Here is a 24,088-nt window from a genome sequence, read left to right as displayed (position 1 = left end):
GCGCCAACGGATCGGATTTAAGGGCTCAACACCCGCAATTGAAGGCCTATTTCCTTGCACGAATTGACCAAAGCGCCCCCGCCCCGCCGCCCGGACCTCCACGTCGCCACCGAGGGGGAGTTTCAGGGCTGGCGAACCTGGATCCGCGACAGTTTTGAATCCCATGTCGGCCCCTTCTGGCACCGGATCGAGGCGGACGGCAGCGTCCGCTGCGCTTTCCGGGTCGAAAAAAAGCACCTCAACGGCTCGGGGAACGTCCATGGCGGCTGCTTCATGGCCTTTGCCGACTATTGCCTGTTCGCTATCGCCACCCACGAGCTGGACGGGCCGGCGGTGACGACCAATTTTGCCTGCGATTTTCTCGACGCGGCGCGCGAGGGCGAGCTGGTCGAATGCGTCGGCGAAGTGTCTCGCGCTGGCGGGTCGCTGATCTTCCTGCGCGGCAGGCTGACTTCCGGCGGACGGCCGCTGTTCACGTTCTCCGGCACGATCAAGCGGGTGAAGCGGAAACCGGCACCACAGCCAAACGCATAGCTCGACAGCTTCCCTTTTCGCGCCCTCTCGCCCACAGTTGGGCGAGCGCTCGTGCGCCGGGGAGCAGGAACAAGGTGCCGCAGAGCACATCGAAGGCGGGTCGCGCGGCGGCATCCGCATCAACGCCGTTGCCGTCCATGCCCGCCACCGGCGCGCGCAGCTGGCGCGACTACGCCTTGTTGCTCGCGCTGGCTTGCTGCTGGAGCTCCACCTATCCGCTGGCGAAGCTGGCGCTGGACACGATCCCGCCCATCACCTTCATCTCTGCGCGCTCCCTCATCGCGGCCGCCTTCCTGTTCGCAATCCTGTGGATGCGCGGCGTCAGGATCCCGACCGACGCAAAAGCCTGGAAGCTGTTCGCGACCCAGCAATTGATCAACTCGACCTTTCCGTTCCTGATCATCACCTGGTCGCAGCAATATGTGCCCGCATCGAACACGGTCGTGCTGGCCTCGACGACGCCGATCTTCGCCTTCCTGATCACCTCGCTGATCACGCGGCACGAGCCGGCAACGCTGCTCAAGCTCGCCGGCGCGATCCTCGGACTCGCCGGGACCATCGTTATCGTCGGCCTCGATGCGGTGCGCGGCTTCGGCAGCGAGATCGTGGCGGAGATCGCGATCCTGCTCGCCACCATCTCCTTTGCCTGCGCGACGATCTTCGGCCTCAGGCTGTCGGACTACGACCCGATGGTGGTGGCGGCCGGCTCGCTGCTGTTCGGCGGCATGATCCTGCTGCCGCCCTCGCTGCTGATCGACCAGCCCTGGACGCTGCACCCGACGCCGACCGCGATCACCGCCACCATCATCATGGGCATCGTCTCCAGCGCGCTCGGCTTGATGCTGTTCTACGTCTGCCTCGGCCGGCTCGGCACGCTGACGACGAACGCGCAAGGCTATTTGCGCATCCCGATCGGCGTCGGCCTCTCCGTGCTGCTGCTCGGCGAGACCGTGCCGTCGAACCTCGCGCTGGGGCTGTTGCTGGTGATGGCCGGCGTTGCCGCGATGACGGTACCGGCGGAGAAGCTCAAGCTGCGCTAGAGTCCGAACTCGAGCAAGCCGGCATTGCCGATCGCGATGGCCGCGTACGGCACGATCATGGTGATTGGACGCTTGGGGAAGTCCTGCGCGAATGCGGCCCTCGCGAACACAACGACGGCGGCCGACAGCCGCCTCAGCACGAACGAGATCACGCAGCCTTTTCCAGGTGCTGGACGAGGCCGGCGAACAGGCCGCGGCCGTCGGTGCAGCCCATGATGTCTTCGACGTGGTTTTCCGGATGCGGCATCATGCCGAGCACGTTGCCACCGTCGTTGACGATGCCGGCGATGGAGTGGGCCGCGCCGTTGATGTTGTTGAAATCGTCGACCTCGCCGGCGGCGGAGCAATAGCGGTAGAGCACCCGTCCCTCGCCTTCGAGCCGCTTGATGGTCTCTTCGTCCGCCTCGTAATTGCCCTCGCCGTGGGCGACGGGCACGCGGATCACCTGCCCGGCATTGTAGCCGCGGGTGAACGGCGTATCGGAGCGCTCGACGCGCAGATGCACGTCGCGGCAGATGAATTTCAGCCGCGCGTTGCGCATCAGGACGCCGGGCAGCAGGCCGGACTCGCAGAGGATCTGGAAACCGTTGCACACGCCGAGCACGAGGCCGCCCTTAGCCGCATAGTCGCGCACCGCATCCATCACCGGCGCGCGCGCCGCGATCGCGCCGCAGCGCAGATAATCGCCATAGGAGAAGCCGCCCGGCACCACGACGAGATCGGTGCCCGCAGGCAACGACGTTTCGGCGTGCCACACCGTCCCGGGCTCGCTACCCGAGATCAGCCTCAGCGCACGCGCCATGTCGCGCTCGCGGTTGATTCCGGGAAAGACGAGGATGGCGGCTTTCATGGCAGAGGTTCCGACAGTGGCGGGAATCGGGCTGGCCGACAGGCCATTTCGTGAGGAGACATAACCATTTGACGGGGATTTTACCAGTGCTAGCCTCGGCAGAGGGCCTTGTACACAGGCCATGCACATGGGCCGGTGGCCCGCTCGGCCGATCGATTGCCCGGGATTGAAGCCATGAACGTCCCGTCGCTGCCCACATCCCCCTCCGAACCGCTGTCCACCGATGGGGTCGTCGCCGCCGGCGCCTATGTCGACGGCCGGCGCGTCGCCAACATCGCCATCAGCGAGGCCTCGAGCTGGCGGGCCAAGCCCGGACACGTGGTCTGGATCGGGCTGCACGAGCCGGACATGACGCTGCTCGGCGCGGTCCAGAAGCAGTTCGACCTGCACGAGCTCGCGATCGAGGACGCCAACCACGCCCATCAGCGGCCCAAGATCGAGCAATATGGCGAGGCTCTGTTCATCGTTGCGCGCACGGCGCAACTGATCGAGGGCCGGATCGCCTTTGGCGAGACGCACATCTTCATCGGCGAGGGCTATCTGGTCTCGGTGCGCCACGGCGCGTCGACGTCCTACACACCGGTGCGCGAACGCTGCGAGAGCTGCCCGCGGGCCCTCGCCCGTGGCGAAGACTACATCCTCTACGCCATTCTCGATTTCATCGTCGACAACTACTCGCCCGTGCTCGAGAGCATTCACGACGAGGTCGAGGGCATCGAGGATGACGTACTCTCCAAGCCGCTCAGCAAGGCGCAGATCGAGCGGCTCTACATGCTGCGCCGCGACCTGCTGCGGCTCAGGACCGCGATCGGCCCGCTGGTGGAGGTCTGCCGCCGGCTCGAGCATGACGAGCTGTCGATGGTGCGGCAGGCCATGCAGCCGCTGTTCCGCGACGTCACCGACCACGTCCGCAACATCCAGGAGCGCATCGATTCCATGCGCGAGGTGCTGGCCTTCGCCTTCGAGGCGAGCCTGCTGGTCGGCCAGGCGCAGGAGACGGCGGTATCCAAGAAGCTTGCTTCCTGGCTCGCGATCATCGCCATTCCGACTGCGCTCGCCGGCATCTACGGCATGAACTTCAAGCACATGCCGGAGCTGGAATGGGAGTACGGCTATTTCATGCTGCTCGGCGTCATGCTGACGGCATGCGGCTCACTGTATTGGCGCTTTCGCAGCGTCGGCTGGCTGTGAGCCACCCTGCTCACCCGAGCAGCTCGACCCGATAATTCTCGATCACGGTGTTCGCCAGCAGCTTGTCGGCGGCGTCCTTCAGCGCGGCTTCGGCCTTGGCCTTGTCGGCGCCGGCAAGCTCGATGTCGAACACCTTGCCCTGGCGGACGCTGGCGACGCCGTCGACGCCGAGCGACTTCAGCGCGCCTTCGATGGCCTTGCCTTGCGGATCGAGGATGCCCGTCTTCAGGGTAACGGTGACACGTGCCTTCACGTCCAAACCTCTCTCAGCTCTTCACCAGCACCGGGCCGGAGCCCTGCGGACGCTCGTTTTCCATGAGGATGCCGAGGCGCTTTGCGACTTCGGTATAGGCCTCGAGCAGGCCGCCGAGATCCCTGCGGAAGCGGTCCTTGTCGAGCTTCTCGTTCGACTTGATATCCCACAGGCGGCAGCTATCCGGCGAGATCTCGTCGGCGACGATGATGCGCATCATCTCGTTCTCGAACAGGCGCCCGCATTCCATCTTGAAGTCGACGAGGCGGATGCCGATGCCGAGGAAGAGACCGGTGAGGAAATCGTTGACGCGGATGGCGAGCGCCATGATGTCGTCGATCTCCTGCGGCGTGGCCCAGCCGAAGGCGGTGATGTGCTCTTCCGACACCATGGGGTCGTTGAGCTGGTCGTTCTTGTAGTAGAATTCGATGATCGAGCGGGGCAGCTGCGTGCCCTCCTCGATGCCGAGGCGCTGCGACAGCGAGCCGGCGGCGACGTTCCGCACCACCACTTCCAGCGGCACAATCTCGACCTCGCGAATCAACTGCTCCCGCATGTTGAGGCGGCGGATGAAATGGGTCGGCACCCCGATGTCGTTGAGGTGCTGAAACAGGTACTCCGAGATCCGGTTGTTGAGGACTCCCTTGCCCTCGATCACCTGATGCTTTTTCGCATTGAACGCGGTGGCATCGTCCTTGAAGTGCTGAATCAGGGTACCGGGCTCGGGGCCTTCGTAAAGAACCTTTGCCTTGCCTTCATAAATGCGACGCCGACGGCTCATGGGGATGTACCGTGTTTTGTTGAAATCCATGAATTTGGTGTGCTCCGGTTGACTAGGATTACGAACCCACAGCGGAGCTGCCGTGAACGGCTGGGAACCCGCCTGTAACCCCTGGAAACAGAACAGGAACCAAACCTCCAGGCAACCTATCCGATTGGCTGTCCCAGCACAATCGATCCGGCCGTCCGACGCCAACTTATACCGTCTTGCCTGCGGCTTAACGGCCCGTTGTTTTGCCCTTTTGTGCTATCTATGTAGGCACGGGCCGGGGCCGCCGCAACGTAAGGGGCCCGGTCCATTCAGAAGGGATTTGGAACAAGCATGAGCGAGTTCGACAAGCGCCAGGAAGGCTTCGAGAAGAAGTACGCCCTCGACGAAGAGCAGAAATTCAAGGCAGAGGCCCGTCGCAACCGGCTGCTCGGTCTGTGGGCGGCGGAGAAGCTCGGAATCACGGGCGAGGCTGCCACGGCCTATTCCAAGGAAGTGGTTGCTGCCGATTTCGAGGAGGCCGGCGATGCCGACGTCGTGCGCAAGATCACGGCCGATTTCGCCGCCAAGAACGTCGCCGTCACCGAGCAGGCGATTCGCGCCAAGATGAGCGAGCTGCTCGCGGTCGCCGCCGCCGAGGTGAAGGCGGGGAAGTGACACGAAGTGTCATTCCGGGGCGATGCGAAGCATCGAACCCCGGAATCTCGAGATTCCGGGTTCGGCTCTGCGAGCCGCCCCGGAATGACGGAGGGTAGTTACTCCTCCTTGAAGCCGTATTCCGGCACGTTGCCGCTGGCACCGTAATATTTGTACGGCAGGAACTTGCCGCTCATCGTGATCTTGACGCGGTCGCCCTTCGGGTTGGCGACGCGTTCGAGCGCCATGTCGAAGTCGATCGCCGACATGATGCCGTCGCCGAACTCTTCCTCGATCAGCGCCTTCCAGGCCGGACCATTCACCATCACCATCTCGTAGAACCGATAGATCAGCGGATCGGTCGGCGGCATCGGTGTGCCGGTGCCGCGCATCGGCACCTCGTTGAGCATCGCAACTTCCGCCTTCGACAGGCCGAACAACTCGCCGGCATTGGCGGCCTGCGGCTTCGTCAATTTCATCTGGCCGAGGATCGCGCCGACGATCAGCACTTCGGAATAGCCGCCGATCTTCTCGCAGATGTGCTTCCAGCTCCAGCCCTTCTCGCGCTTGATGTCGAGCAGCTTCTCGGTGAGGTCTTCGCGTTTCATGTCGGGGTCTCCTTGGGTTAGGCACTCAATCCGGGGCTGGTCCCGGGCATCCAGGTCTGCCGCGGTTCGTCGCTGCCGGCCGCGATCGTCAGTCCTGGCTTGCCGATCTGCACCACCGGCACGTTGCGCGGATCATGATCGGGCTTTTCCGTGGTGAAGGTCTTGCTGCGCGTCACCAGGAAATCGATGATGTGGTTGCGCAAGGCGTAGTAGAGCGGATGCCGGTGCAGATCGGTGCGGCCGCGGTCCCGCGGCAGCGGGTTCTCGACGACCTCGGCCAGCACCGCGCCGGGACCGTTGGTCATCAGGAAAATCTTGTCGGCGAGATAGATCGCCTCGTCGACGTCATGGGTGATCATGAACGCGGTCTGCCCGGTCTCGAGGCAAATGCGTCGCACCTCGTCCTGCAGCGTGCCGCGCGTCAGCGCGTCCAGCGCCGAGAACGGCTCGTCCATCAGCATCATCTTCGGCGTGATCGACAGCGCGCGCGCGATGCCGACGCGCTGCTTCATGCCGCCCGACAGTTCCGAGGGGCGCTTGTGCTCGGAGCCGGTGAGACCGACGAGATCGATGAAGGTCTGTGCATGCGCCCTCACCTTGGCGCGATCCCAGCTTCGCCATTTCGAGCTGACGGCGTAAGCGACATTGCCGAGCACGGTGCGCCAGGGCAGAAGCGCGTGGCTCTGGAAAATCACGGCGCGGTCGAGGCTGGTGCCCGAGATCGCCTGCCCGTCGACGATGACGGCGCCCTCGCTCGGCGCATCGAGGCCGGCGAGAATGTTGAGCACGGTGGTCTTGCCGCAGCCGGAATGGCCGATCACGCAAGCGAATTCGCCGCGCGCCATCGACAGCCACAAATTCTCGAACACGGCTGTCGTCGCGCCGCCCGCACCCGGATAGCGCTTGGCGATGCCTTCGATGGAGACGAATTTCTCGGTCACTTGCCCTACTCCGGAAACGTGACCATGCGCGTGAAGCGCGCGAGGACCTGGTCGAGCAGCATGCCGACGACCCCGATCAGCAGGATCGCGATGATGACGTTGGTGATCGACAGATTATTCCACTCGTTCCAGACGAAGTAGCCGATGCCGGTACCGCCGACGAGCATCTCGGCGGCGACGATCACCAGCCAGGCGATGCCGATGGAGATGCGCATGCCGGTCAGGATCGTCGGCGCCGCCGCCGGCAGGATCACGGTGAAGGCGCGCCTGATGGTGCCGACCTCCAGCGTCCGCGCGACGTTGATCCATTCCTTGCGCACGCTCGCAACGCCGAAGACGGTGTTGAGCAGCATCGGCCAGATCGAGCAGATGAAGATGACGAAGATCGCGGAGACCGAGGAATCCTTGATGGTGTAGAGCGCGAGCGGCATCCAGGCCAGCGGCGAGATCGGCTTGAGCACCTGGATGAAGGGATCGAGCGCCTTGCTGAGCAGCGGCGACATGCCGATCAGGAAGCCGAGCGGGATGGCGACGAGCACCGCCAGCATATAGCCGAGCCCGACTCGCGCGATGGAATAGCCGAGCTGGATGCCGAGCCCCTTGTCGTTCGGTCCGTTGTCGTAGAACGGCCGCCGCAGATGCTCCCAGAGCTTGGCGCCGACGTCGAGCGGCCCGGGCATCGCCGATTTGCCCTGCGTCGCCGTCAGGCCCATCAGCTTGGCGTATTCCGGACTCATCGTCGCCGTGGCGCCGGTCGACCGCGTGGCCAGATGCCAGACGCCGAGGAACGCGGCGAGCAGCACGATGGAGACGAGGCCGGCGCGGAGACGGAGGGAGGATGTCATCGTGCAAGCCCTCTCCGCGCGCCGTCCCGGCGAAAGCCGGGACCTATAACCCCAGGGAGGAATTTGGCGAAGACCCGAAGTTCGGCACCCCTGCCGGTCGCGACCGATCGATTCCGCGGGATGGGTCCCGGCGTTCGCCGGGACGACGATGGCGAGAGGGGCGTACTCACGACGCCTTCCTGATCTTGAAGCTCGCCACATAGTCCTCCGGCTTGGCCGGATCGAACGTCTTGCCCATGACCGCGAAGGATTTGTAGGCGCTTGCAGGCGGCGACAGCCCCATCTCGGTCATCAGCTTCTTGGTGTCGGTGGCGAGATACACCTGCTCGGCGATAGCCTTGTAGTCGACGTCGCCCTTGATCTGGCCCCAGCGCTTCATCTGCGTCAGCATCCAGACCGCAAAGGACTGCCAGGGAAACGGATCGAAATCGACCCGCTTGGCGTCGGTCTTCACTCCGCCAAGGCCGTCGGCATAGGTGCCGGTCAGGACCTGCTCCAGCACCGTCACCGGCGCGTTGATGTAATTGGCCGGCGCGATCGCTTCCGCGATCTGCTTGCGGTTCTCCGCCTTCGACGCGTAGGCGGTCGCATCGACGATGGCGCGCGTCAGCGCCGCAAAGCTGTTCGGCGCGGTGGTGATGAATTCGCGGCTGGCGGCGAAGCTGCAGCAGGGATGACCGTCCCAGATCTCCTTCGACAGGATGTGCATGAAGCCGACGCCGTCATAGATCGCGCGCTGGCAGATGTTGTCCGGCGCGAGGAAGCCGTCGATGTTGTCGGCGCGGAGATTGGCGACCATCTCCGGCGGCGGTACCGAGCGCAACTGCACGTCGGTATCAGGATCGATCCCGTGCTCGGCGAGATAATACCGCAGCAGGTAATTGTGCATGGAATAGTCGAAGGGGATCGCGAACTTCATTCCCTTCCAGTCCTTCGGGTCGCGCTTGTCCTTGTGCTTCATGGCAAGCGTGATGCCCTGCCCGTTGATGTTTTCGATCGCGGGGACGGCAAAGGGAATGGCGTTCGAGCCGAGGCCGAGCGAGATCGCGATCGGCATCGGCGCCAGCATGTGCGCGGCGTCGTATTCCTTGTTGATGGTCTTGTCGCGGACTACGGCCCAGCCGGCGGTCTTGACCACTTCGACGTTGAGGCCATGCTTTGCATAGAAGCCGAGCGGCGCCGCCATGATGATCGGCGTCGCGCATGTGATCGGAATGAAGCCGACCTTGAGGTCCTTCTTCTCCGGCGTGCCGGTCGCGGCGAAGACCTCCGTCGCCGTCTTGACCGGAAAGAATTGCGACAGCGCCGCAAGCGCGGTCGACGCACCGACCGATTTCAGGAAGGCGCGGCGTGCCACGTCCTGCGGAAACATCGCGCGCATCACGGCAGAGGCGACGACACCCTCGTAGCGCTTCTCCTCGCTCTCGACGGACTCGCAGCGCAGCGCCGTGGCGGCCTGGTCATGCTCTGCCGCCGATCGGTGCTGGCCACAGGCACAGCCGGCCCGAAGGTTGCGGTCGGGATCAAACGGATTGTCGAACGTGGACATCGGCCCTCCTGAGCGTCATTGCGACGAAGAAGTACGCAAGGAGCATGCCACGGCCTCCAGGTCGGCCATTGCCTTGAAGACGCAGCACTTTCGATCGAGCTTGGTCACCACGAGAATTCGTGATAAACGAGATTTCGTAGTCCAATTACGAGATTTCGCAATGGCACCGACGCCGATGCCCGTCCACGACAATGTGGCTCCCCCGGTCGATCCGCGCGTTGCAGCGTTCGAATCCTCGGTCGAGGCGACACTGCTGGTCGATCCCTTCAGCGACCAGATCGTCGATGCCAATCCGGCCGCCTGCTCTCTGCTCGGCTATGACCGCGCGCTGCTGCGGCAGACCAGGCCCAGCACACTTCACGCCGGCGAGCTTCCGGCCCTCACCGTCTTCACCCAGGCCGTGCTGCACAAGGGTGCCTACTGGACCACGGCGCTCACTCCCCGTCACGCGACGGGGCAAGATCTCCAGCTCGAATATGCAGGCTGCGTGCTGCCGCATGACGGCCGCACGCTGCTGCTGCTCACACTGACCGATCTCGACGCGCGCCGCCGCCGCAATGTCGATGCCGCCGCCGAAGATCACATGCGCAGCGGCATCTCGACCTGGCAGCGGGTCGAGCGCGTCTTTCAGGACATCGAGCGCGAGAATCAGCTGATCCTGCGCGCCGCCGGCGAAGGCATCTATGGCGTGAACGCGGAAGGAAAGACCACCTTCGTGAACCCCGCGGCCGAACGCATGCTCGGCTGGACCGCCGAGGAACTGGTCGGCAAGGAGATCCACCCGATCGTCCACCACACCCATCACGACGGCCGGCATTACCACAACCATGACTGCCCGATCTACGCGGCGTTCCGCGACGGCGCCGTGCACCAGGTCGACGGCGAGGTGTTTTGGCGCAAGGACGGCTCGCCGGCCTGGGTGGAATACACCTCCACCCCGATCCGCGATCGTGGCGTCGTCGTCGGCGCCGTCGTCGTGTTTCGCGACGTCAGCCAGCGGCGCGAGGCCGACGAGAAGCTGCACGCGGCGCTTGCCGAAGTCGACCGCCTGCGCGAGCGGCTCGAGCTGGAGAACGCCTATCTCCAGGAGGAAATCCGCATCGAGACCAATCCCCGCGGCATCATCGGTGGAAGCGAGGCGATCCAGAAGACGCTGCGCCAGGTGAAGCTGGTGGCGCCGACCACGGCGGCGGTGATGATCACCGGTGAATCCGGCACGGGCAAGGAGCTGATCGCGCGCGCCATCCACGAGGATTCGACCCGGAGCGACCGGCCGCTGATCCGCGTCAACTGCGCCGCGATCCCGCGCGAATTGTTCGAGAGCGAGTTCTTCGGCCATGTTCGCGGTGCCTTCACCGGCGCGACGCGCGACCGCATCGGCCGCTTCGAGCTCGCTGACGGCGGCACGCTGTTCCTCGACGAGGTCGGCGAGATCCCGCTCGAACTGCAGGGCAAGCTGCTGCGCGTGTTGCAGGAAGGCCATTTCGAGCGGGTCGGCGAGGCGCGCACGCGCGCGGTCGACGTCCGCGTCATCGCCGCGACCAACCGCGATCTCAAGCAGGAGGTGCAGCGCGGCCGCTTCCGCGAGGACCTCTATTTCCGCCTCAACGTGTTCCCGATCGAGACCGTCCCCTTGCGCGAACGGCGCGAGGATATTCCATTACTTGCCCAGCACTTCCTGACGCGCGAGGGCAAGGCGCTGAAGTCGAACCTGCGTCTGTCCGAGGGCGATGCGCGGCGACTGACCCGCTACGACTGGCCCGGCAATGTCCGCGAATTGCAGAACGTGATCGAGCGCGCTGCGATCCTGTCCCAGAACGGCCGTCTGCGCATCGATCTGCCCGACGGTTCCGGCGCGCAAGTTCTGACCGGCGCCGCACGCCCGAAGGCCGATGCGCGCCCGGCGGTCATGACCTCATCTGAGATGCGCGACCACGAGCGCGCCAACATTCTCGCCGCACTCGAGGCCTGCGCGGGAAAAGTCTTTGGTCCCGGCGGCGCGGCCGAAATGCTCGACGTCAAGCCGACCACACTGGCCTCGCGGATCAAGGCGCTGGGAATTGCGCCACGTCCGCGGACAGGCGTGAGCGGTTAGAGAAGGATGAGTCTTGGTTTGGTGGATGCGAGCCGACGGAGCACCTCTCCTGCAGGGAGAGGTGCTCCGAGCTCTGCGCACCTGGCGCGTCGTCACGCCGCCTTGGTCGTCACGCCTGTTGCGACCGGCAAGCCCTGCTCGATCGGCAGCGACGGATCGCGGGACCATTCGTTCCAGGAGCCGAAATACATCCGCACGTCCTTCACGCCGGCATTCTTGAGCGCGAGGAAGGTGTTCGAGGCGCGCGCGCCCTTGAAGCAGTAGAGATAGACCGGCGTCGTCTGCGAGATGCCGACGGTGGCGCATTCCGCCAGAATCTCGTCCTTGGACTTGAAGCGCGGGCCTTCGGCGGTCGGCTTCATCATGCGGTACCATTCCAGCCATACGGCGCCGGGAATGCGGCCCTTGCGCGGGCAGAAATCCTTCCCGTAGGGAGAAGAGCTGTCGCCGATCCACTCGTCAACGTCGCGCACGTCGAGGATCGCGATACCGGGCTTGCCGACGGCGGCGAGCATGGTCTTCGCATCGATCAGGATCTCGCCCGCTTCAGGCACGATCGGGAACGAGGCCTTCACCGGGGTCGGCACGTCCTTGGTCACCGGCAAGCCCGCGGCTGCCCATGCATCAAAGCCGCCGTGCAGCACCTTCACCTTGGGATAGCCGAGCATGGTGAGCAGATAATAGCCGCGGCAGGACTGGCCGAAGCCGGAATTCATCGACTGCTCGTAGACCACGGCCGTTTCCTTGCCGGAGAGGCCGGCCGCGCCGAAGGCATCGGCGAATTTGCTCTTGAGCTCGCTGATGCCCTCGGGCGTCGAGGTCGCAAGGAACGTGAAGATGTCGTGCACGTTCACGGCATTGGGCAGGTGGCCGGCGCCGTAGGCGTCGGGATTGCGGGTGTCGATCACGACACACGGCTCGGTCTTCAAGAGATCGGCAAGTTCGCTGGCAGAGATCAGAACGTCCGTCATGGGCAGCCTCTCCGTTGAGGTTAGGTGGTCTTCCGGGGTGGACTCGTGAAGCTCAGGTCTCGGCGAGCATCTTGCGCAGCTGCTTGGTGGCAGGCGTGACGATCGCCACGAAATAGGCCTCGCGCATGCGCCGCTGCGCGCGATGGCTCTTCAGGTAGCCGCGCGCGCCACAATGCAGCATCGCCGCATGCGCCGCCGCGACGCTGGCCTCGCCGGCGCGAAGCCGCAGCGCGATCACCTTGCGCCAGTAGGTTTCCTCCTCGTTGTAGGGGTCACGCGCCAGCGCCATGGTCTCGGCCTCGAGCTCGGCGGCGAGATCGCGGAAATGCACCGGCTGCTGCGGCAGATAGCGGTTGATGTGCCCGAGGGGACTGTCCACCTCGTCCATGATGTTGATGCAATCCTTGATCAGGCCGAGCGCCATGCCGGCCTGGAGCAGGATGAAGCCGGCGCGGATCTTCTTGACGAAGGGCCCGGCGGGATCGGCGAGGATCAGCTCGTCCGGCACGAACAAGTCGCGGAATTGCACGCCATAGGTGCCGGTGCCATCCATGGCGAGAAACGGCTTGCACGGCGTCAACGTAATCGCAGGGTCCGAGCAGTCGGCCAGGAACATGACCGTGCCGGACTCGCCACCTGCAATGCCCTGATCGTCCTCACGCTCGAAGATGGTACCGAAATAATGGTCGGGACCGAGATTGGAGACCCAGGGCAGCGCGCCGCGCACGATATAGCCGCCCTCGACCTTGCGCCCCTTCAGCTTCAATTTCTCGATGCCGAAGAAGCTCTTCATGGGGTTGGAGAGTCCGGTGCCGCCGAGCACGCGCCCCGTCGAGAAGGCATCGCCGAAGCGCTTGGCGAGCTTCATGTTCGTCGAGTTTGCCGCGTACCAGACCAGGGTGTCCTGGCACCAGGCCATGAAGGCCGTCGCTCCGCAGACCTCCCCGATCGCCGACATCGCCTCAATCGCGCAGCGCAGATCGGCGGTGCCTTCGTGAGGCACGTGACTGCCCCACGCCCCGACCGCGCCGAACTTGCGCAGCACGTCGGCCGGATAGACCGAACCGTCGTCGATGCCAGCGGCGAGCGGCGCGAGCTGCTCGCGCGCGATCCGCGCCACCTCGCCCGCAATGGACGGTGCGGGCTGATCGATAATTTCGGCCCGCGATAAAGCCAGTGAACCCATGATCGTCTCCCGCACCTTGTCCTGATTGCCGTCTGCTAGATGCCGACCTCAAGATTGACCGGGCGGGTGAAGGTATTGGCCACCGGCGACCATTTCTTCACATGGGCGACCAACGCGTCGATCTCGTCCGGCGAGACCCCCTCGCATTCCATGTCGACCTTGACGCGGACGTCGGTGAAACCAACCGGCTTGTCGGAGGTGTCGCCCGTGCCCCAGACCGCGGTGATGTTGAGATCGCCTTCGAGCTCCAGCTCGAGCTTGTTGACGGTCCAGCCGCGATGCACGGCATTTGCGTGCAGGCCGACCGCGAGGCAGGAGCCGAGCGCGGCGAGCGAGGCTTCCGACGGATTGGGCGCGGTGTCGTCGCCCAGCAGCCCCGGCGGCTCGTCGACGATGTAGGGCGGCAGGCTGCGGATGTAGTTGGCGTGGCGGAATTTACCTTCCGCGACCGTCTTGCACTTCAAGGTCTTGATGACCTTCGGATTCGCCTTGCCGTTGGCGATCAGCTGCTCGAGTCCATTCTTGTCGATGGGCGCGAGGCACCCCGTCAGCACTGTCTTTTGAACGACGGCAGTCATCAGTCTTCTCCCTGGCAGAAGTGGAAATCGGTAGGATACCGAACGGTCTGTTTCCTTGCATGGAGCGTGCCAGAAGCGGGCAGAAGCGAAATGCGAAGCATTGGAGCCGCTTACGCGCGCTGCCTGTGGATTGATCAGCCCCCTCCTGCCCAAAGGCGGAGCAGATGCGCGAATGGATGCGAATCTTTTCGGCGCCAACCAGATGCGGCTTGCTGATGTGATGCAGCTGCGATTAAGTTGCAGCTTATGGCAAAGTCATCGAAGAAGAATTCGAACTCGCCCCACGCTGGCGCAGGCGACGACGAATCCGCGCGTGGGCGCCTGCTCAATGCCGCGACGCATCTGTTCTGCAAGAACGGCATCAACGCCACCGGCATCGATGCGATCATCGAAGAGGCCGGCACCGCGAAGACCACGCTCTACAAGCTGTTCGGCTCCAAGACCAATCTCGTCAACGCCGTGCTGGAAAGCGAGGGCAAGCAGTGGCGCGAATGGTTCATCGGCGCCATGGAGCAAGGCGGCGGCGATGCACAGGCGAAGCTCACCCGCATCTTTCCCGCGCTGAAGACCTGGTTCGCGGAAGAGCGCTTCTACGGCTGTCCCTTCATCAACGCGGTCGGCGAGCACGACAAGGACGCCAAGCAGTTCCGCAACATCGCGCTCAAGCACAAGAAGATCGTGCTCGGCCATATCGAGAAGCTCGCCGGCGAGCTCGGCTCCACCGAGCCTGCGGTGCTGGCCCACCAGCTCGGCCTCCTCATCGACGGCGCCATCGTCGCGGCGATGATCTCGCGCGACCCGGGCGTGGCCGATACGGCGGCACTCACGGCAGGCCCCCTGCTCGGCCAATCCAAGGCGAAGAAGAAGCGCGCGGCGGAGCAGCTCGAGACGGTCTGATCGGCCTCATCCGTAGCCCGCATGAGCGCAGCGACGTGCGGGAACACCGTCCCGGATATCGCTTCGCTCATCCGGGCGACGACTCGAGGTCCAGCCCGGAGCTTCGTCGAGGGTTTCGCAGGCGTAGCGATCGTGGGGGTGATGGTGGCGCGCGACTCCCGGGGAGGATACGGCGGCGCGTGTCGCAGCTTCCCCGATCGGCATGACAAGGGCGGTGAAGCCGCAAAGCCAACGCGGCCGGGGAGCTGGCGGCGATCTGGGCATGGCCGAGCATTCCGTCCGGCAGCGAGGTCGCCAGCGGTCCTCATCAGTTTACCTTCCGTCAAGCACGGCCTGCGATCGCACGAGGTCTGTAAAGAGGGCTTTAGGACCCCTTCGTCATTGATCCCACCCAAGAGAAGGGGATGCTCTCGGATGCAGTCCGAAGGCGCACGATACAGCTTGCCGCGCTGGCGCGTGATGCGTTGGTTGACCGACGTCGGCCCCGACGTGCCGGTCGACATTCGTGCAGCCCTCATCGCCCAACTCTTTGGTGCGGTCCCGATCTTTGCGGGCGGCGCCATCAATTCCGTCGCGATCGCGGCCATCATCGCCTATCGTCTGCAGACAGGGCTGCTTGTCGCCTGGTTCGTGCTCGAACTCATGATCTGCCTTGCTCGCCTCGCGATTCTGGTCGCGGCGCATCGCGCGACCCGGCTGCACCGGCCCACCCCGACCGATCTTCATCTCCTGCTCTCGATGGCCTGGAGCCTGAGCCTCGGATTGGGCACGGTCGCGAGCATCAGGAGCGGCGACTGGCTCGTCGCGATGCTTGCTTCAATGTCCACGGCAGCGATGGTCGGCGGCATCTGCTTTCGCAATTTCGGCGCGCCGCGATTTGCCGGAATCATGATCCTGATCGGCCTCGGCCCCGTCGTCCTGTACATCGCCTTTCTTGGCGAGCCGATGCTCTACATCATGATCTATCAGATCCCGATGTATCTCGCGGCAATGGCTGGCGCGGCCTTCCGGCTGAACAGGATGTTGATCACGACCATGCGGGCCGAGCGCGAGCACAGCCATCGCGCGCACCATGACGCACTCACGGGGTTGCTGAACCGCGCCGGATTGGTCGATGCGCTGGAGGCGAAGATCGAGCAATCCCGCCGTGACGGCCGCCCGCTTGCGCTGTTCTTCTCCGATCTCGACGAGTTCAAGCCGATCAACGACACGCTCGGGCATGCAGCCGGCGATCGGGTGCTCAAGGGCGTCGCCGAGCGACTGCGCAAGGCGGTGCCTGAAGGCGCGGCAATCGCGCGAATGGGCGGTGACGAATTCGTCGCGCTGGTTGATGGCGTCACGGCCGAGCAGGCGCTGGCGATGGGACAGCGCATCGTCGGCGAGATTGCGGCGCCCTACCAGGTCGATGACGAGACCCGCGTCAGCGTCGGCGCGAGCGTGGGAATTGCGCTGTCACCGGATCATGGCTCCCAGGTGGACGATTTGCTTGTAGTCGCAGATGCGGCCCTCTACGAGGCGAAATCCAGCGGCAAGTCACGTTGCTGCCTGGCTGCGATCAATGTGGGCCTGACTGCGTTGCGCCGGCTTCAGCATAGCAACGAGCGGACCACGAATAGGACCAGCGCCGCCGCCTGAGCGCGAGCGTTTTTGGTTGAACCAAGCCTGCCCATCGCTCACCTCAAAAGGTTCTCCGTACCTCAATCTACCCTACGGAGTATCTGAGCCCTCCGCGATCATCCCCTGCAGCCGCACCAGCTCCGCCTCCAGATCGCGTTCCACATCGGCCGCCCTGATCTCCAGCACCCGATAATCCCGCGCCTCGAGCCAGCTCCGCCGCGACGCACGATCTGCGGCGATGGCCTCGACCTCGCCCGGGTTCACCAGCTCGATCGCGATCCGGTGCGGGAACGAGACGAAATCGGGGATGTGCCGCCCGACCGGGGTCTGGCGCTTGAACCCTCCTGCGAAGCGGCGATCACGCGTGAGCGCCTGCCAGAGCAGGCGCTCGGCGTCGGTCGGGTTGCGGCGGAGCAGACGGGCGAGGCCGCGCACGGTCGAGCCGCTGTCGGGGACGCCGCCGCCCTGCCCGTGCTCGGCGAGCAGCGCGCGCAGGCGCGTGGCCTGCTCGCCGTCGAGCACGCCGCCTTTGGCCGGGCCCTTGCGTCCCTCCGCGATCGCCATCACCACCCCGTGCAGGGTGTGCATGTCCTGCTTGGTCGGCTCCATCCGGGTGAAGATGTTGCGCAGGTTCACCAGCATGGTGTCGCGCTTCTCGGCCGGGCGCAGGAATTCGACCTTGTCGAGCTCGCGCACGAGATTGTCGAAGAAGGCCTGCATCTGGTGCTGCGAGGCGCGCTCGGAGCGCTCCGGCATGGCGTGCGGCAGCTCGCCCGACGTCATCAGCTTGAACAATTCATAGCCGACCAGCAGCACGGCCTGGGCGAGGTTGAGCGAGGCAAAGCCGGGATTGACCGGGAAGGTGATGATGCGGTTGGAGAGCCCGACCTCCTCGTTGGTCAGGCCCCAGCGCTCGCGGCCGAACAGGATGCCGGCCTTGCCGCCGGTCGTGAGGTGCCCGGCGATCTCGCTGGCTGCGGCTTCGGGCCCGACCACGGGCTTGGCCTGGTCGTGGGGGCGCGCCGTGGTGGCAAACAACAGGTCGAGGTCGGCGACCGCCTGCTCAACCGTATCGAACAGTTCGACCTTTTCCAGAATGTGGTCGGCGCCGGCCGCGGCGCGCTGGGCGGCGATGTTGGGCCAGCCGTCCCTGGGATTGACGATGCGCAGGCGGCTGAGGGCAAAATTGCCCATGGCGCGCGCGGCCATGCCGATGTTCTCGCCGAGTTGCGGCTCGACCAGGATGACGATGGGACCGTCGAGGGAAAGCCCCGCCTTGCTCTTGTCAGTCCCCGACATCTCGCTTCGCTTTCACACTGTCGCTCAAGGCCTTGGCCAGGCGCTTTCAGGAATTGATTCAAGCCGCGCCCTCCGGCCGGCCCCGCCCGCCTGTCGTTTGCCTGTCCTGACGAAATTCTCAAGGGAAATAACGGGTTGGATTCGATTTTTGAATCTCGCCGGGAACGCGAGCCCCGGCGCGGCTGAGGCCCGGCTGGCCGCTCCCCATATGCGGAAGCTGGATGAGCTAAAAGTGCATAATCCCTTGGCTTTCGCCCGCCGCGCGGCGATGCTAAGAGGCGGCGGATATTCCCGTGGCGCGCCAAAAGCGCCGTTCCCAAGAGGCTTCCCCGATCATGGCAAAAATCAAGGTATCCAATCCCGTCGTCGAACTCGATGGCGACGAGATGACCCGGATCATCTGGCAGTACATCAAGGACAAGCTGATCAACCCGTTCCTGGATGTCGAGTTGCTCTATTTCGACCTGGGCATGGAATACCGCGACCACACCAACGATCAGGTCACCATCGACGCCGCCGAGGCGATCAAGAAGGTCGGCGTCGGCGTCAAGTGCGCCACCATCACCCCGGACGAGGCCCGGGTGAAGGAGTTCAACCTCAAGCAGATGTGGAAGTCGCCGAACGGCACCATCCGCAACATCCTCGGCGGCGTGATCTTCCGCGAGCCGATCATCTGCAAGAACGTGCCGCGCCTGGTTCCTGGCTGGACCAAGCCGATCATCATCGGACGTCACGCCTATGGCGACCAGTACCGCGCCACCGACATCAAGTTCCCGGGCAAGGGCACCCTGTCGATGAAGTTCGTCGGCGAGGACGGCACCGTGATCGAGAAGGAAGTGTTCAAGGCGCCCGGCGCCGGCGTCGCCATGGAGATGTACAATCTCGACGACTCCATCATCGACTTCGCCCGCGCGTCGCTGAACTACGGTCTGCTGCGCAACTACCCGGTCTATCTCTCGACCAAGAACACGATTCTCAAGGTCTATGACGGCCGCTTCAAGGACATCTTCCAGGACATCTTCGACCGCGAGTTCAAGAAGGAATTCGAGGCCAAGGGCCTGACCTACGAGCACCGCCTGATCGACGACATGGTGGCCTCGGCGCTGAAATGGTCCGGCGGCTACGTCTGGGCCTGCAAGAACTACGACGGCGACGTGCAGTCCGACACTGTCGCGCAGGGCTACGGCTCGCTCGGCCTGATGACCTCGGTGCTGCTCACCCCCGACGGCAAGACCGTCGAGGCCGAAGCCGCCCACGGCACCGTGACCCGCCACTACCGCGAGCACCAGAAGGGCAAGGAGACCTCGACCAACTCCATCGCCTCGATCTTCGCCTGGACCCGTGGCCTCGCCCACCGCGCCAAGCTCGACAACAATGCCGAGCTCGCCAAGTTCGCCAACACGCTGGAGAAGGTCTGCGTCGACACCGTCGAGGAAGGCTACATGACCAAGGATCTCGCGCTCCTGGTCGGTGCCGACCAGCGCTGGCTCTCCACCACTGGCTTCCTCGACAAGGTCGCCGAGAACCTCGGGAAGGCGCTGGCGGCCTGAGCCGTCCGCAATTTCGCCCGACTGGGCCAGACATCATCACGGGCCGCGCCTTAAAGCGCGGCCCGTTTCTTTTTTGGGCCCCCTCGCGCGGAGATGCGACCATGTCGATCAAGCCTGCCGTCCCCTTCCTGCTGTTGCTCGCTTCGATGACCGGCAAAGCCGTCGCCGCAGATCCATTCCCAAACGCCATCGCAGCGCCCGGCGAGACCACCGTGCTCAGCGTCCACGCCGAGGGCGCGCAGGTCTATGAGTGCAAGGCCGGCCCCGACGGCAAGCTCGCCTGGGCCTTCCGCGAGCCGATCGCGACGCTGCTCGCCGAAGGCAAGACGGTCGGCCGGCATTTTGCCGGCCCGACCTGGGAGCTCGCCGACGGCGGCGCCGTGACCGGCAAGGCCATTGGCAATGCGCCGGGCGCGACGGCTGCCGATATCCCCTGGCTGAAGCTGGAGGTCGCCTCGCGCCGCGGCAGCGGCATTCTCGCGCCGGTCACGACCGTCCAGCGCATCAACACCCATGGCGGCAAGCTCGACGGCGCTTGCGAGAAGGCAGGCGAATTCAAGAGTGCGCCCTACGCGGCCGATTACGTCTTCCTGAAGAAGGGCTGAGGCCGAAGCACGCCTGATCAGCTCGCCTCGCCCCCGCGCTCCTCCTCCGCCTGCGCCAATTCCGCCAGCGCGAGGTCGCCGGTGTCGGCGAGCCTGGCCTTGGCGGTGGTATGGACGTGGTCGGCGAGCGTCGGCATGCGCTCGATCAGCGCGTGAAAATCCTGGGCGTCGAGCACCAGCAGCCGCGTCTTGCGCGTCGCCGTCACCGTGCCGCTGCGCTTGGTCTTGTGCAGCAGCGCGATCTCGCCGAAGAAGGTGCCGTCGGCGAGCCGCACATGCTGGTTCGGCAGCGCGATCTCGACCTCGCCGGCGGTGATGAAGTACATCGACGACGCCACGTCGCCCCGCCGCACCAAAACCTCGCCCTGCTCGATGGTGCGGGCCCTGAGCAGCCGCATGATGTCGGCGATCTCCGCGGCGGACAGATGCGAGAACAGCGGCACCCGCGCCAGCATGCCCCAGGTGACGACGAAATCGCGCCGCTTCACCTCTTCCGCGAATGCGGTGGAGATGATCGCGACCGGCAGCGCGATCATGGCAAAGCCGGCGATGATGGCGAATGTCGAGACGAACTTGCCGAGCGGCGTCATCGGCACGACGTCGCCATAGCCGACGGTGCCGAGCGTGACGATCGCCCACCACATCGCCTGCGGGATGGTGCCGAGCTTGTCAGGCTGCACATCGCGCTCGATGGCGTAGAGCAGCGAGGCGAAGGTCAGCACCGCGCCGATCAGGATGACGATGCAGCCGATCAGCGCCCGCCGCTCGGCATGGACGGCGGCGAGCAGTGAGCGCATCGCCGGCGAATAGCGGATCAGCTTGAAGAACGGCAGCACGCCGAGCGCGGCCAGCGTCGCATGCCCGCCGGTAGCGAGCACGATTGCCGCAGGCAGGAACGCCATGAGATCGATGATGCCGAGCGCCGAGAAGGCGTAGCCGAGCCGGTCGGCCAGCGCGGAGCCCTTGCGCTGGGTGTGCCCCGCCACAGTCCACAGCCGCGCCGCATATTCCAGCGCGAACACGATCACGGACAGGATGGTGATGCCTGCGAACAGCGTGCCGAACTGGGCATCGAGCTCGGGCAGCGAGGCGAGGATCATCGCGGCGACGTTGAGCACGATGACGCCGATGATGATCTGGATGAAGCGCGACCCGATCGAATAGGCCAGCGGATCGTGCTCGAGCAAATCGTAGAGGCGATCCCGAAGGTCGGGATCGCGAAGCCCACGTCCGCGCGGAACGGGGGCCATCGGGTCTTAAGCGCCTGCCATCGCTTTTTCGATCGCCGCCAGCGCCTCGGACGCCTTGGCGCCGTCGGGGCCGCCGGCCTGCGCCATGTCGGGTCGGCCGCCGCCGCCCTTGCCCCCGAGCGTTTCGGAGGCGATGCGGACGAGGTTCACCGCGTTGAAGCGCGCGGTGAGGTCCTGCGTCACGCCGACCACCACACCGGCCTTGCCGTCCTCGGTGACGCCGACGATGGCCACGACACCCGAGCCGATCTGCTTCTTGCCGTCGTCGGCAAGGCTCTTGAGATCCTTCATCTCGATACCCTCGACCGCGCGCGCCATCAGCTTGACGTCGCCGACCTCGCGCACGCCCGCAGCTGCGCCATTGCTGCCGGCGGATGCGCCGCCGCCCATCGCCAGCTTCTTGCGGGCGTCGGAGAGTTCGCGCTCGAGCTTCTTGCGCTCTTCCATCAGCGCGGTGATCCGCGCCGGCACGTCGTCGAGCGACGTGCGCAGCTCGTTCGCCGCGGTCTTCGCCAGCGCCATGGTGTCGTTGGCGTGCTTGCGCGCATAATTGCCGGTCAGCGCCTCGATGCGGCGCACGCCCGAGGCGACCGCGCTCTCGCTCGTCAGCGTGATCAGGCCGATGTCGCCGGTACGTTTCACATGGGTGCCGCCGCAGAGCTCGACCGACCAGCCGAGCGCGTTGGCGCCGCGCTCGCGCGCGGTCCTGCCCATCGAGACGACGCGGACCTCGTCGCCGTATTTCTCGCCGAACAGCGCCCGCGCCCCCGCCTCGCGGGCCTCGTCGACGCCCATGACGCGGGTGGTGACCTCGTCGTTCTCCAGCACCACGTCGTTGGCGATGTCCTCGACGCGGGCCAGCTCCTCCGCCGTGATCGGCTTCGGATGCACGAAGTCGAAGCGCAGACGGTCGGGCGCGACCATGGAGCCGCGCTGGGCGATATGGTCGCCGAGCACCTGCCGCAGCGCCTCGTGGATCAGGTGGGTCGCCGAGTGATGGGCGCGGATCGAGGAGCGCCGCGAATGATCCACCTCGAGCTGCAGCGCGGTGCCGAGCTTGATTTCGCCGCTCTCCACGGTGCCGACATGGACGAAGAGATCGCCGAGCTTCTTCTGCGTATCGGTGACGCGGAACTTGATGCCGCCCTCACCCGTCAGCACGCCGGTGTCGCCGACCTGGCCGCCGGACTCCGCATAGAACGGCGTCTGGTTGAGCACGATCGCGCCCGTCTCGCCGGACTTGAGGCTGGCAACGTCGTGGCCGTCCTTCACCAGCGCGGACACCACGCCTTCGGCGCTCTCGGTCTCGTAGCCGAGGAATTCGGTCGCACCCAGCTTCTCGCGCAGGGGGAACCAGATCGCCTCGGAAGCCGCTTCGCCAGAACCCTTCCAGGACTCGCGCGCCTTCACTTTTTGGCGCTCCATCGCATCCGTGAACGCCGCCTGGTCGACGCCGATGCCGCGCGACTTCAGCGCGTCCTGCGTCAGGTCCAGCGGGAAGCCGTAGGTGTCGTAGAGCGTGAAGGCAACGTCGCCGTCGAACATGTCGCCCTTCTTCAAGCCCGCGCTCTTCTCGTCGAGGATCGCGAGGCCGCGCGACAGCGTCTTGCGGAAGCGCGTCTCTTCCAGCCGCAGCGTTTCCTCGATCAGGTTCTCTGCGCGCATCAGGTCGGGATAGGCTTGGCCCATCTCGCGCACCAGCGCCCAGACCAGCCGATGCATCAGCGGCTCTTTCGCACCCAGCAACTGCGCATGACGCATGGCGCGGCGCATGATCCGGCGCAGCACGTAGCCGCGGCCCTCGTTCGAGGGCAGCACGCCGTCGGAGACGAGGAAGGCCGAGGAGCGCAGATGGTCGGCGATGACGCGGAACGAGGCCACGGTCTGCTCGTTCGGCCCGGTGCCGAGCGCGGACGCGGTCGCGTCGATCAGGTTCTTGAACAGGTCGGTCTCGAACACGCTCTCGACGCCCTGGAGGATGCAGGCCATGCGCTCCAGGCCCATGCCGGTGTCGATCGAGGGGCGCGGCAACGGCTGGCGCTCCTCCTTCGTCACCTGCTCGAACTGCATGAACACCAGATTCCAGAACTCGAGGAAGCGGTCGCCGTCCTCCTCCGGCGAGCCCGGAGGCCCGCCCCAGATGTGCTCGCCGCGGTCGATGAAGATCTCCGAGCACGGGCCGCACGGGCCGGTGTCGCCCATCGCCCAGAAATTGTCCGAGGTCGGGATGCGGATGATGCGGTCTTCGGAGAAGCCGGCGATCTTCTTCCACAGGCCCGCCGCCTCGTCGTCGGTGTGGTAGACCGTGACGAGCAGCTTGTCCTTCTTCAGCCCGAACTCGCTCGTGATCAGCTTCCAGGCGAGCTCGATCGCGCGCTCCTTGAAATAATCGCCGAACGAGAAATTGCCGAGCATCTCGAAGAAGGTGAGATGGCGCGCGGTGTAGCCGACATTGTCGAGGTCGTTGTGCTTGCCGCCGGCGCGCACGCATTTCTGCGAGGTGGTGGCGCGCTGATACGGCCGCTTCTCCACGCCGGTGAAGACGTTCTTAAACTGCACCATGCCGGCATTGGTGAACATCAAGGTGGGGTCGTTGCGCGGCACCAATGGCGAGGACGGCACGATCTCGTGGCCGTTCTCGGCAAAGAAGTTCAGAAAGGTCGACCTGATCTCGTTGACGCCGCTCATGTTCATCCAATCGGGTGTGCTTGGGCCCGCTTCTCGCCGTCCAAACCGGACGTTAAGGCTGATATCTGCGGGCCAAAGCGCTTTTAGACAAGGCCAGCTTCGCTGTCCAGAAACTGTGCAGAGAGATCAGAGGGTT

22 protein-coding genes and 1 pseudogene are annotated in these 24,088 nt (G+C 65.0%); 9 read left to right on the top strand and 14 right to left on the bottom strand.

The window, feature by feature from the left end; all coding sequences use genetic code 11:
* The first annotated feature begins 54 nt into the window (after positions 1-54).
* Positions 55-534, top strand: a complete 480-nt coding sequence (locus tag ACYCVF_RS05680) for a PaaI family thioesterase (protein WP_459597731.1) — start codon at positions 55-57, stop codon at positions 532-534.
* Between the two features lie 74 nt (positions 535-608).
* Positions 609-1,574 carry a DMT family transporter gene (locus ACYCVF_RS05675; RefSeq protein WP_459597729.1) on the top strand — a complete coding sequence of 322 codons (966 nt, stop codon included), beginning with the start codon at positions 609-611 and terminating at the stop codon, positions 1,572-1,574.
* Between the two features lie 38 nt (positions 1,575-1,612).
* On the opposite strand, the pseudogene ACYCVF_RS05670 reads toward ACYCVF_RS05675, so the two are convergent.
* Together ACYCVF_RS05670 and purQ are read right to left on the bottom strand one after the other, a co-directional pair.
* Positions 1,613-1,726 (bottom strand): annotated as a pseudogene (locus ACYCVF_RS05670) (tripartite tricarboxylate transporter substrate binding protein BugD); the annotation flags it as partial.
* The gene (purQ, locus tag ACYCVF_RS05665) at positions 1,723-2,424 is read right to left on the bottom strand and encodes a phosphoribosylformylglycinamidine synthase subunit PurQ (protein ID WP_459597727.1); all 702 of its coding nucleotides are present in this window, start codon (positions 2,422-2,424) and stop codon (positions 1,723-1,725) included. The gene purQ and the pseudogene ACYCVF_RS05670, both read right to left, overlap by 4 nt.
* A gap of 174 nt (positions 2,425-2,598) precedes the next feature.
* Between purQ and ACYCVF_RS05660 the strand changes: the two genes are divergently transcribed.
* Complete coding sequence (locus tag ACYCVF_RS05660) at positions 2,599-3,615, top strand: magnesium and cobalt transport protein CorA (RefSeq protein ID WP_459597725.1); 1,017 nt, start codon at positions 2,599-2,601, stop codon at positions 3,613-3,615.
* 10 nt (positions 3,616-3,625) lie between these two features.
* Here ACYCVF_RS05660 and purS read toward each other — a convergent pair whose 3' ends face one another.
* Both purS and purC read right to left on the bottom strand, forming a co-directional pair.
* On the bottom strand, positions 3,626-3,868 hold the full coding sequence (gene purS / locus ACYCVF_RS05655) for a phosphoribosylformylglycinamidine synthase subunit PurS (RefSeq protein WP_008135030.1): 243 nt from the start codon (positions 3,866-3,868) through the stop codon (positions 3,626-3,628).
* Positions 3,869-3,881: 13 nt separating this feature from the next.
* Positions 3,882-4,649, bottom strand: coding sequence for a phosphoribosylaminoimidazolesuccinocarboxamide synthase (gene purC, locus ACYCVF_RS05650; RefSeq protein ID WP_173015815.1), 768 nt, complete (start codon positions 4,647-4,649; stop codon positions 3,882-3,884).
* Positions 4,650-4,970: 321 nt separating this feature from the next.
* Here purC and ACYCVF_RS05645 point away from each other — a divergent pair, with 321 nt between their 5' ends.
* Positions 4,971-5,294, top strand: coding sequence for a DUF1476 domain-containing protein (locus tag ACYCVF_RS05645; RefSeq protein ID WP_459597722.1), 324 nt, complete (start codon positions 4,971-4,973; stop codon positions 5,292-5,294).
* A gap of 98 nt (positions 5,295-5,392) precedes the next feature.
* Here the strand turns inward: ACYCVF_RS05645 and cynS are convergent, their stop codons facing one another.
* The 4 genes from cynS to ACYCVF_RS05625 form a co-directional block, all read right to left on the bottom strand.
* On the bottom strand, positions 5,393-5,881 hold the full coding sequence (gene cynS / locus ACYCVF_RS05640; RefSeq protein ID WP_459597720.1) for a cyanase: 489 nt from the start codon (positions 5,879-5,881) through the stop codon (positions 5,393-5,395).
* Between the two features lie 17 nt (positions 5,882-5,898).
* Positions 5,899-6,822: an ABC transporter ATP-binding protein gene (locus ACYCVF_RS05635; RefSeq protein ID WP_459597718.1), complete on the bottom strand. Its 924-nt coding sequence runs from the start codon at positions 6,820-6,822 to the stop codon at positions 5,899-5,901.
* A 5-nt stretch (positions 6,823-6,827) separates the two neighbouring features.
* Complete coding sequence (ntrB, locus tag ACYCVF_RS05630) at positions 6,828-7,667, bottom strand: nitrate ABC transporter permease (protein WP_459597716.1); 840 nt, start codon at positions 7,665-7,667, stop codon at positions 6,828-6,830.
* 166 nt (positions 7,668-7,833) lie between these two features.
* The gene (locus ACYCVF_RS05625; RefSeq protein ID WP_459597714.1) at positions 7,834-9,216 is read right to left on the bottom strand and encodes a CmpA/NrtA family ABC transporter substrate-binding protein; all 1,383 of its coding nucleotides are present in this window, start codon (positions 9,214-9,216) and stop codon (positions 7,834-7,836) included.
* A gap of 160 nt (positions 9,217-9,376) precedes the next feature.
* Here ACYCVF_RS05625 and ACYCVF_RS05620 point away from each other — a divergent pair, with 160 nt between their 5' ends.
* A complete protein-coding gene (locus ACYCVF_RS05620) occupies positions 9,377-11,311 on the top strand; it encodes a sigma-54 interaction domain-containing protein (protein ID WP_459597712.1) in 1,935 nt (644 codons plus the stop codon).
* A gap of 92 nt (positions 11,312-11,403) precedes the next feature.
* On the opposite strand, the gene ACYCVF_RS05615 is transcribed toward ACYCVF_RS05620, so the two are convergent.
* From ACYCVF_RS05615 to ACYCVF_RS05605, 3 genes are read right to left on the bottom strand one after another with little or no spacing between them, the layout of a single operon-like run.
* Entirely contained in the window at positions 11,404-12,282 is an 879-nt protein-coding gene (locus tag ACYCVF_RS05615) for a sulfurtransferase (RefSeq protein ID WP_459597710.1), read from the bottom strand.
* Between the two features lie 52 nt (positions 12,283-12,334).
* Positions 12,335-13,468, bottom strand: coding sequence for an acyl-CoA dehydrogenase family protein (locus tag ACYCVF_RS05610; RefSeq protein WP_459606466.1), 1,134 nt, complete (start codon positions 13,466-13,468; stop codon positions 12,335-12,337).
* Positions 13,469-13,503: 35 nt separating this feature from the next.
* Entirely contained in the window at positions 13,504-14,046 is a 543-nt protein-coding gene (locus tag ACYCVF_RS05605; RefSeq protein WP_459597706.1) for an OsmC family protein, read from the bottom strand.
* Between the two features lie 246 nt (positions 14,047-14,292).
* Here ACYCVF_RS05605 and ACYCVF_RS05600 point away from each other — a divergent pair, with 246 nt between their 5' ends.
* On the top strand, positions 14,293-14,943 hold the full coding sequence (locus ACYCVF_RS05600; protein ID WP_459597704.1) for a TetR/AcrR family transcriptional regulator: 651 nt from the start codon (positions 14,293-14,295) through the stop codon (positions 14,941-14,943).
* A gap of 414 nt (positions 14,944-15,357) precedes the next feature.
* Complete coding sequence (locus ACYCVF_RS05595) at positions 15,358-16,578, top strand: diguanylate cyclase domain-containing protein (protein ID WP_459606467.1); 1,221 nt, start codon at positions 15,358-15,360, stop codon at positions 16,576-16,578.
* A 72-nt stretch (positions 16,579-16,650) separates the two neighbouring features.
* Here the strand turns inward: ACYCVF_RS05595 and ACYCVF_RS05590 are convergent, their stop codons facing one another.
* Complete coding sequence (locus ACYCVF_RS05590; RefSeq protein ID WP_459597702.1) at positions 16,651-17,859, bottom strand: TrmJ/YjtD family RNA methyltransferase; 1,209 nt, start codon at positions 17,857-17,859, stop codon at positions 16,651-16,653.
* 335 nt (positions 17,860-18,194) lie between these two features.
* Between ACYCVF_RS05590 and ACYCVF_RS05585 the strand changes: the two genes are divergently transcribed.
* Entirely contained in the window at positions 18,195-19,409 is a 1,215-nt protein-coding gene (locus ACYCVF_RS05585; RefSeq protein WP_459597700.1) for an NADP-dependent isocitrate dehydrogenase, read from the top strand.
* A 101-nt stretch (positions 19,410-19,510) separates the two neighbouring features.
* Positions 19,511-20,014 (top strand): DUF3455 domain-containing protein, encoded by a 504-nt coding sequence (locus ACYCVF_RS05580; protein ID WP_459597698.1) that lies wholly within the window; start codon positions 19,511-19,513, stop codon positions 20,012-20,014.
* 17 nt (positions 20,015-20,031) lie between these two features.
* Here ACYCVF_RS05580 and ACYCVF_RS05575 read toward each other — a convergent pair whose 3' ends face one another.
* Both ACYCVF_RS05575 and alaS read right to left on the bottom strand, forming a co-directional pair.
* Positions 20,032-21,264, bottom strand: coding sequence for a cyclic nucleotide-gated ion channel (locus ACYCVF_RS05575; RefSeq protein ID WP_459597696.1), 1,233 nt, complete (start codon positions 21,262-21,264; stop codon positions 20,032-20,034).
* 6 nt (positions 21,265-21,270) lie between these two features.
* Positions 21,271-23,952, bottom strand: coding sequence for an alanine--tRNA ligase (gene alaS, locus ACYCVF_RS05570; protein WP_459597694.1), 2,682 nt, complete (start codon positions 23,950-23,952; stop codon positions 21,271-21,273).
* Positions 23,953-24,088 lie beyond the last annotated feature (136 nt).

It is taken from the genome of Bradyrhizobium cedriense (assembly GCF_054602315.1).
Note: the sequence above shows the minus strand (reverse complement) of the source record. Positions and strands in the feature narration are given on the sequence as shown.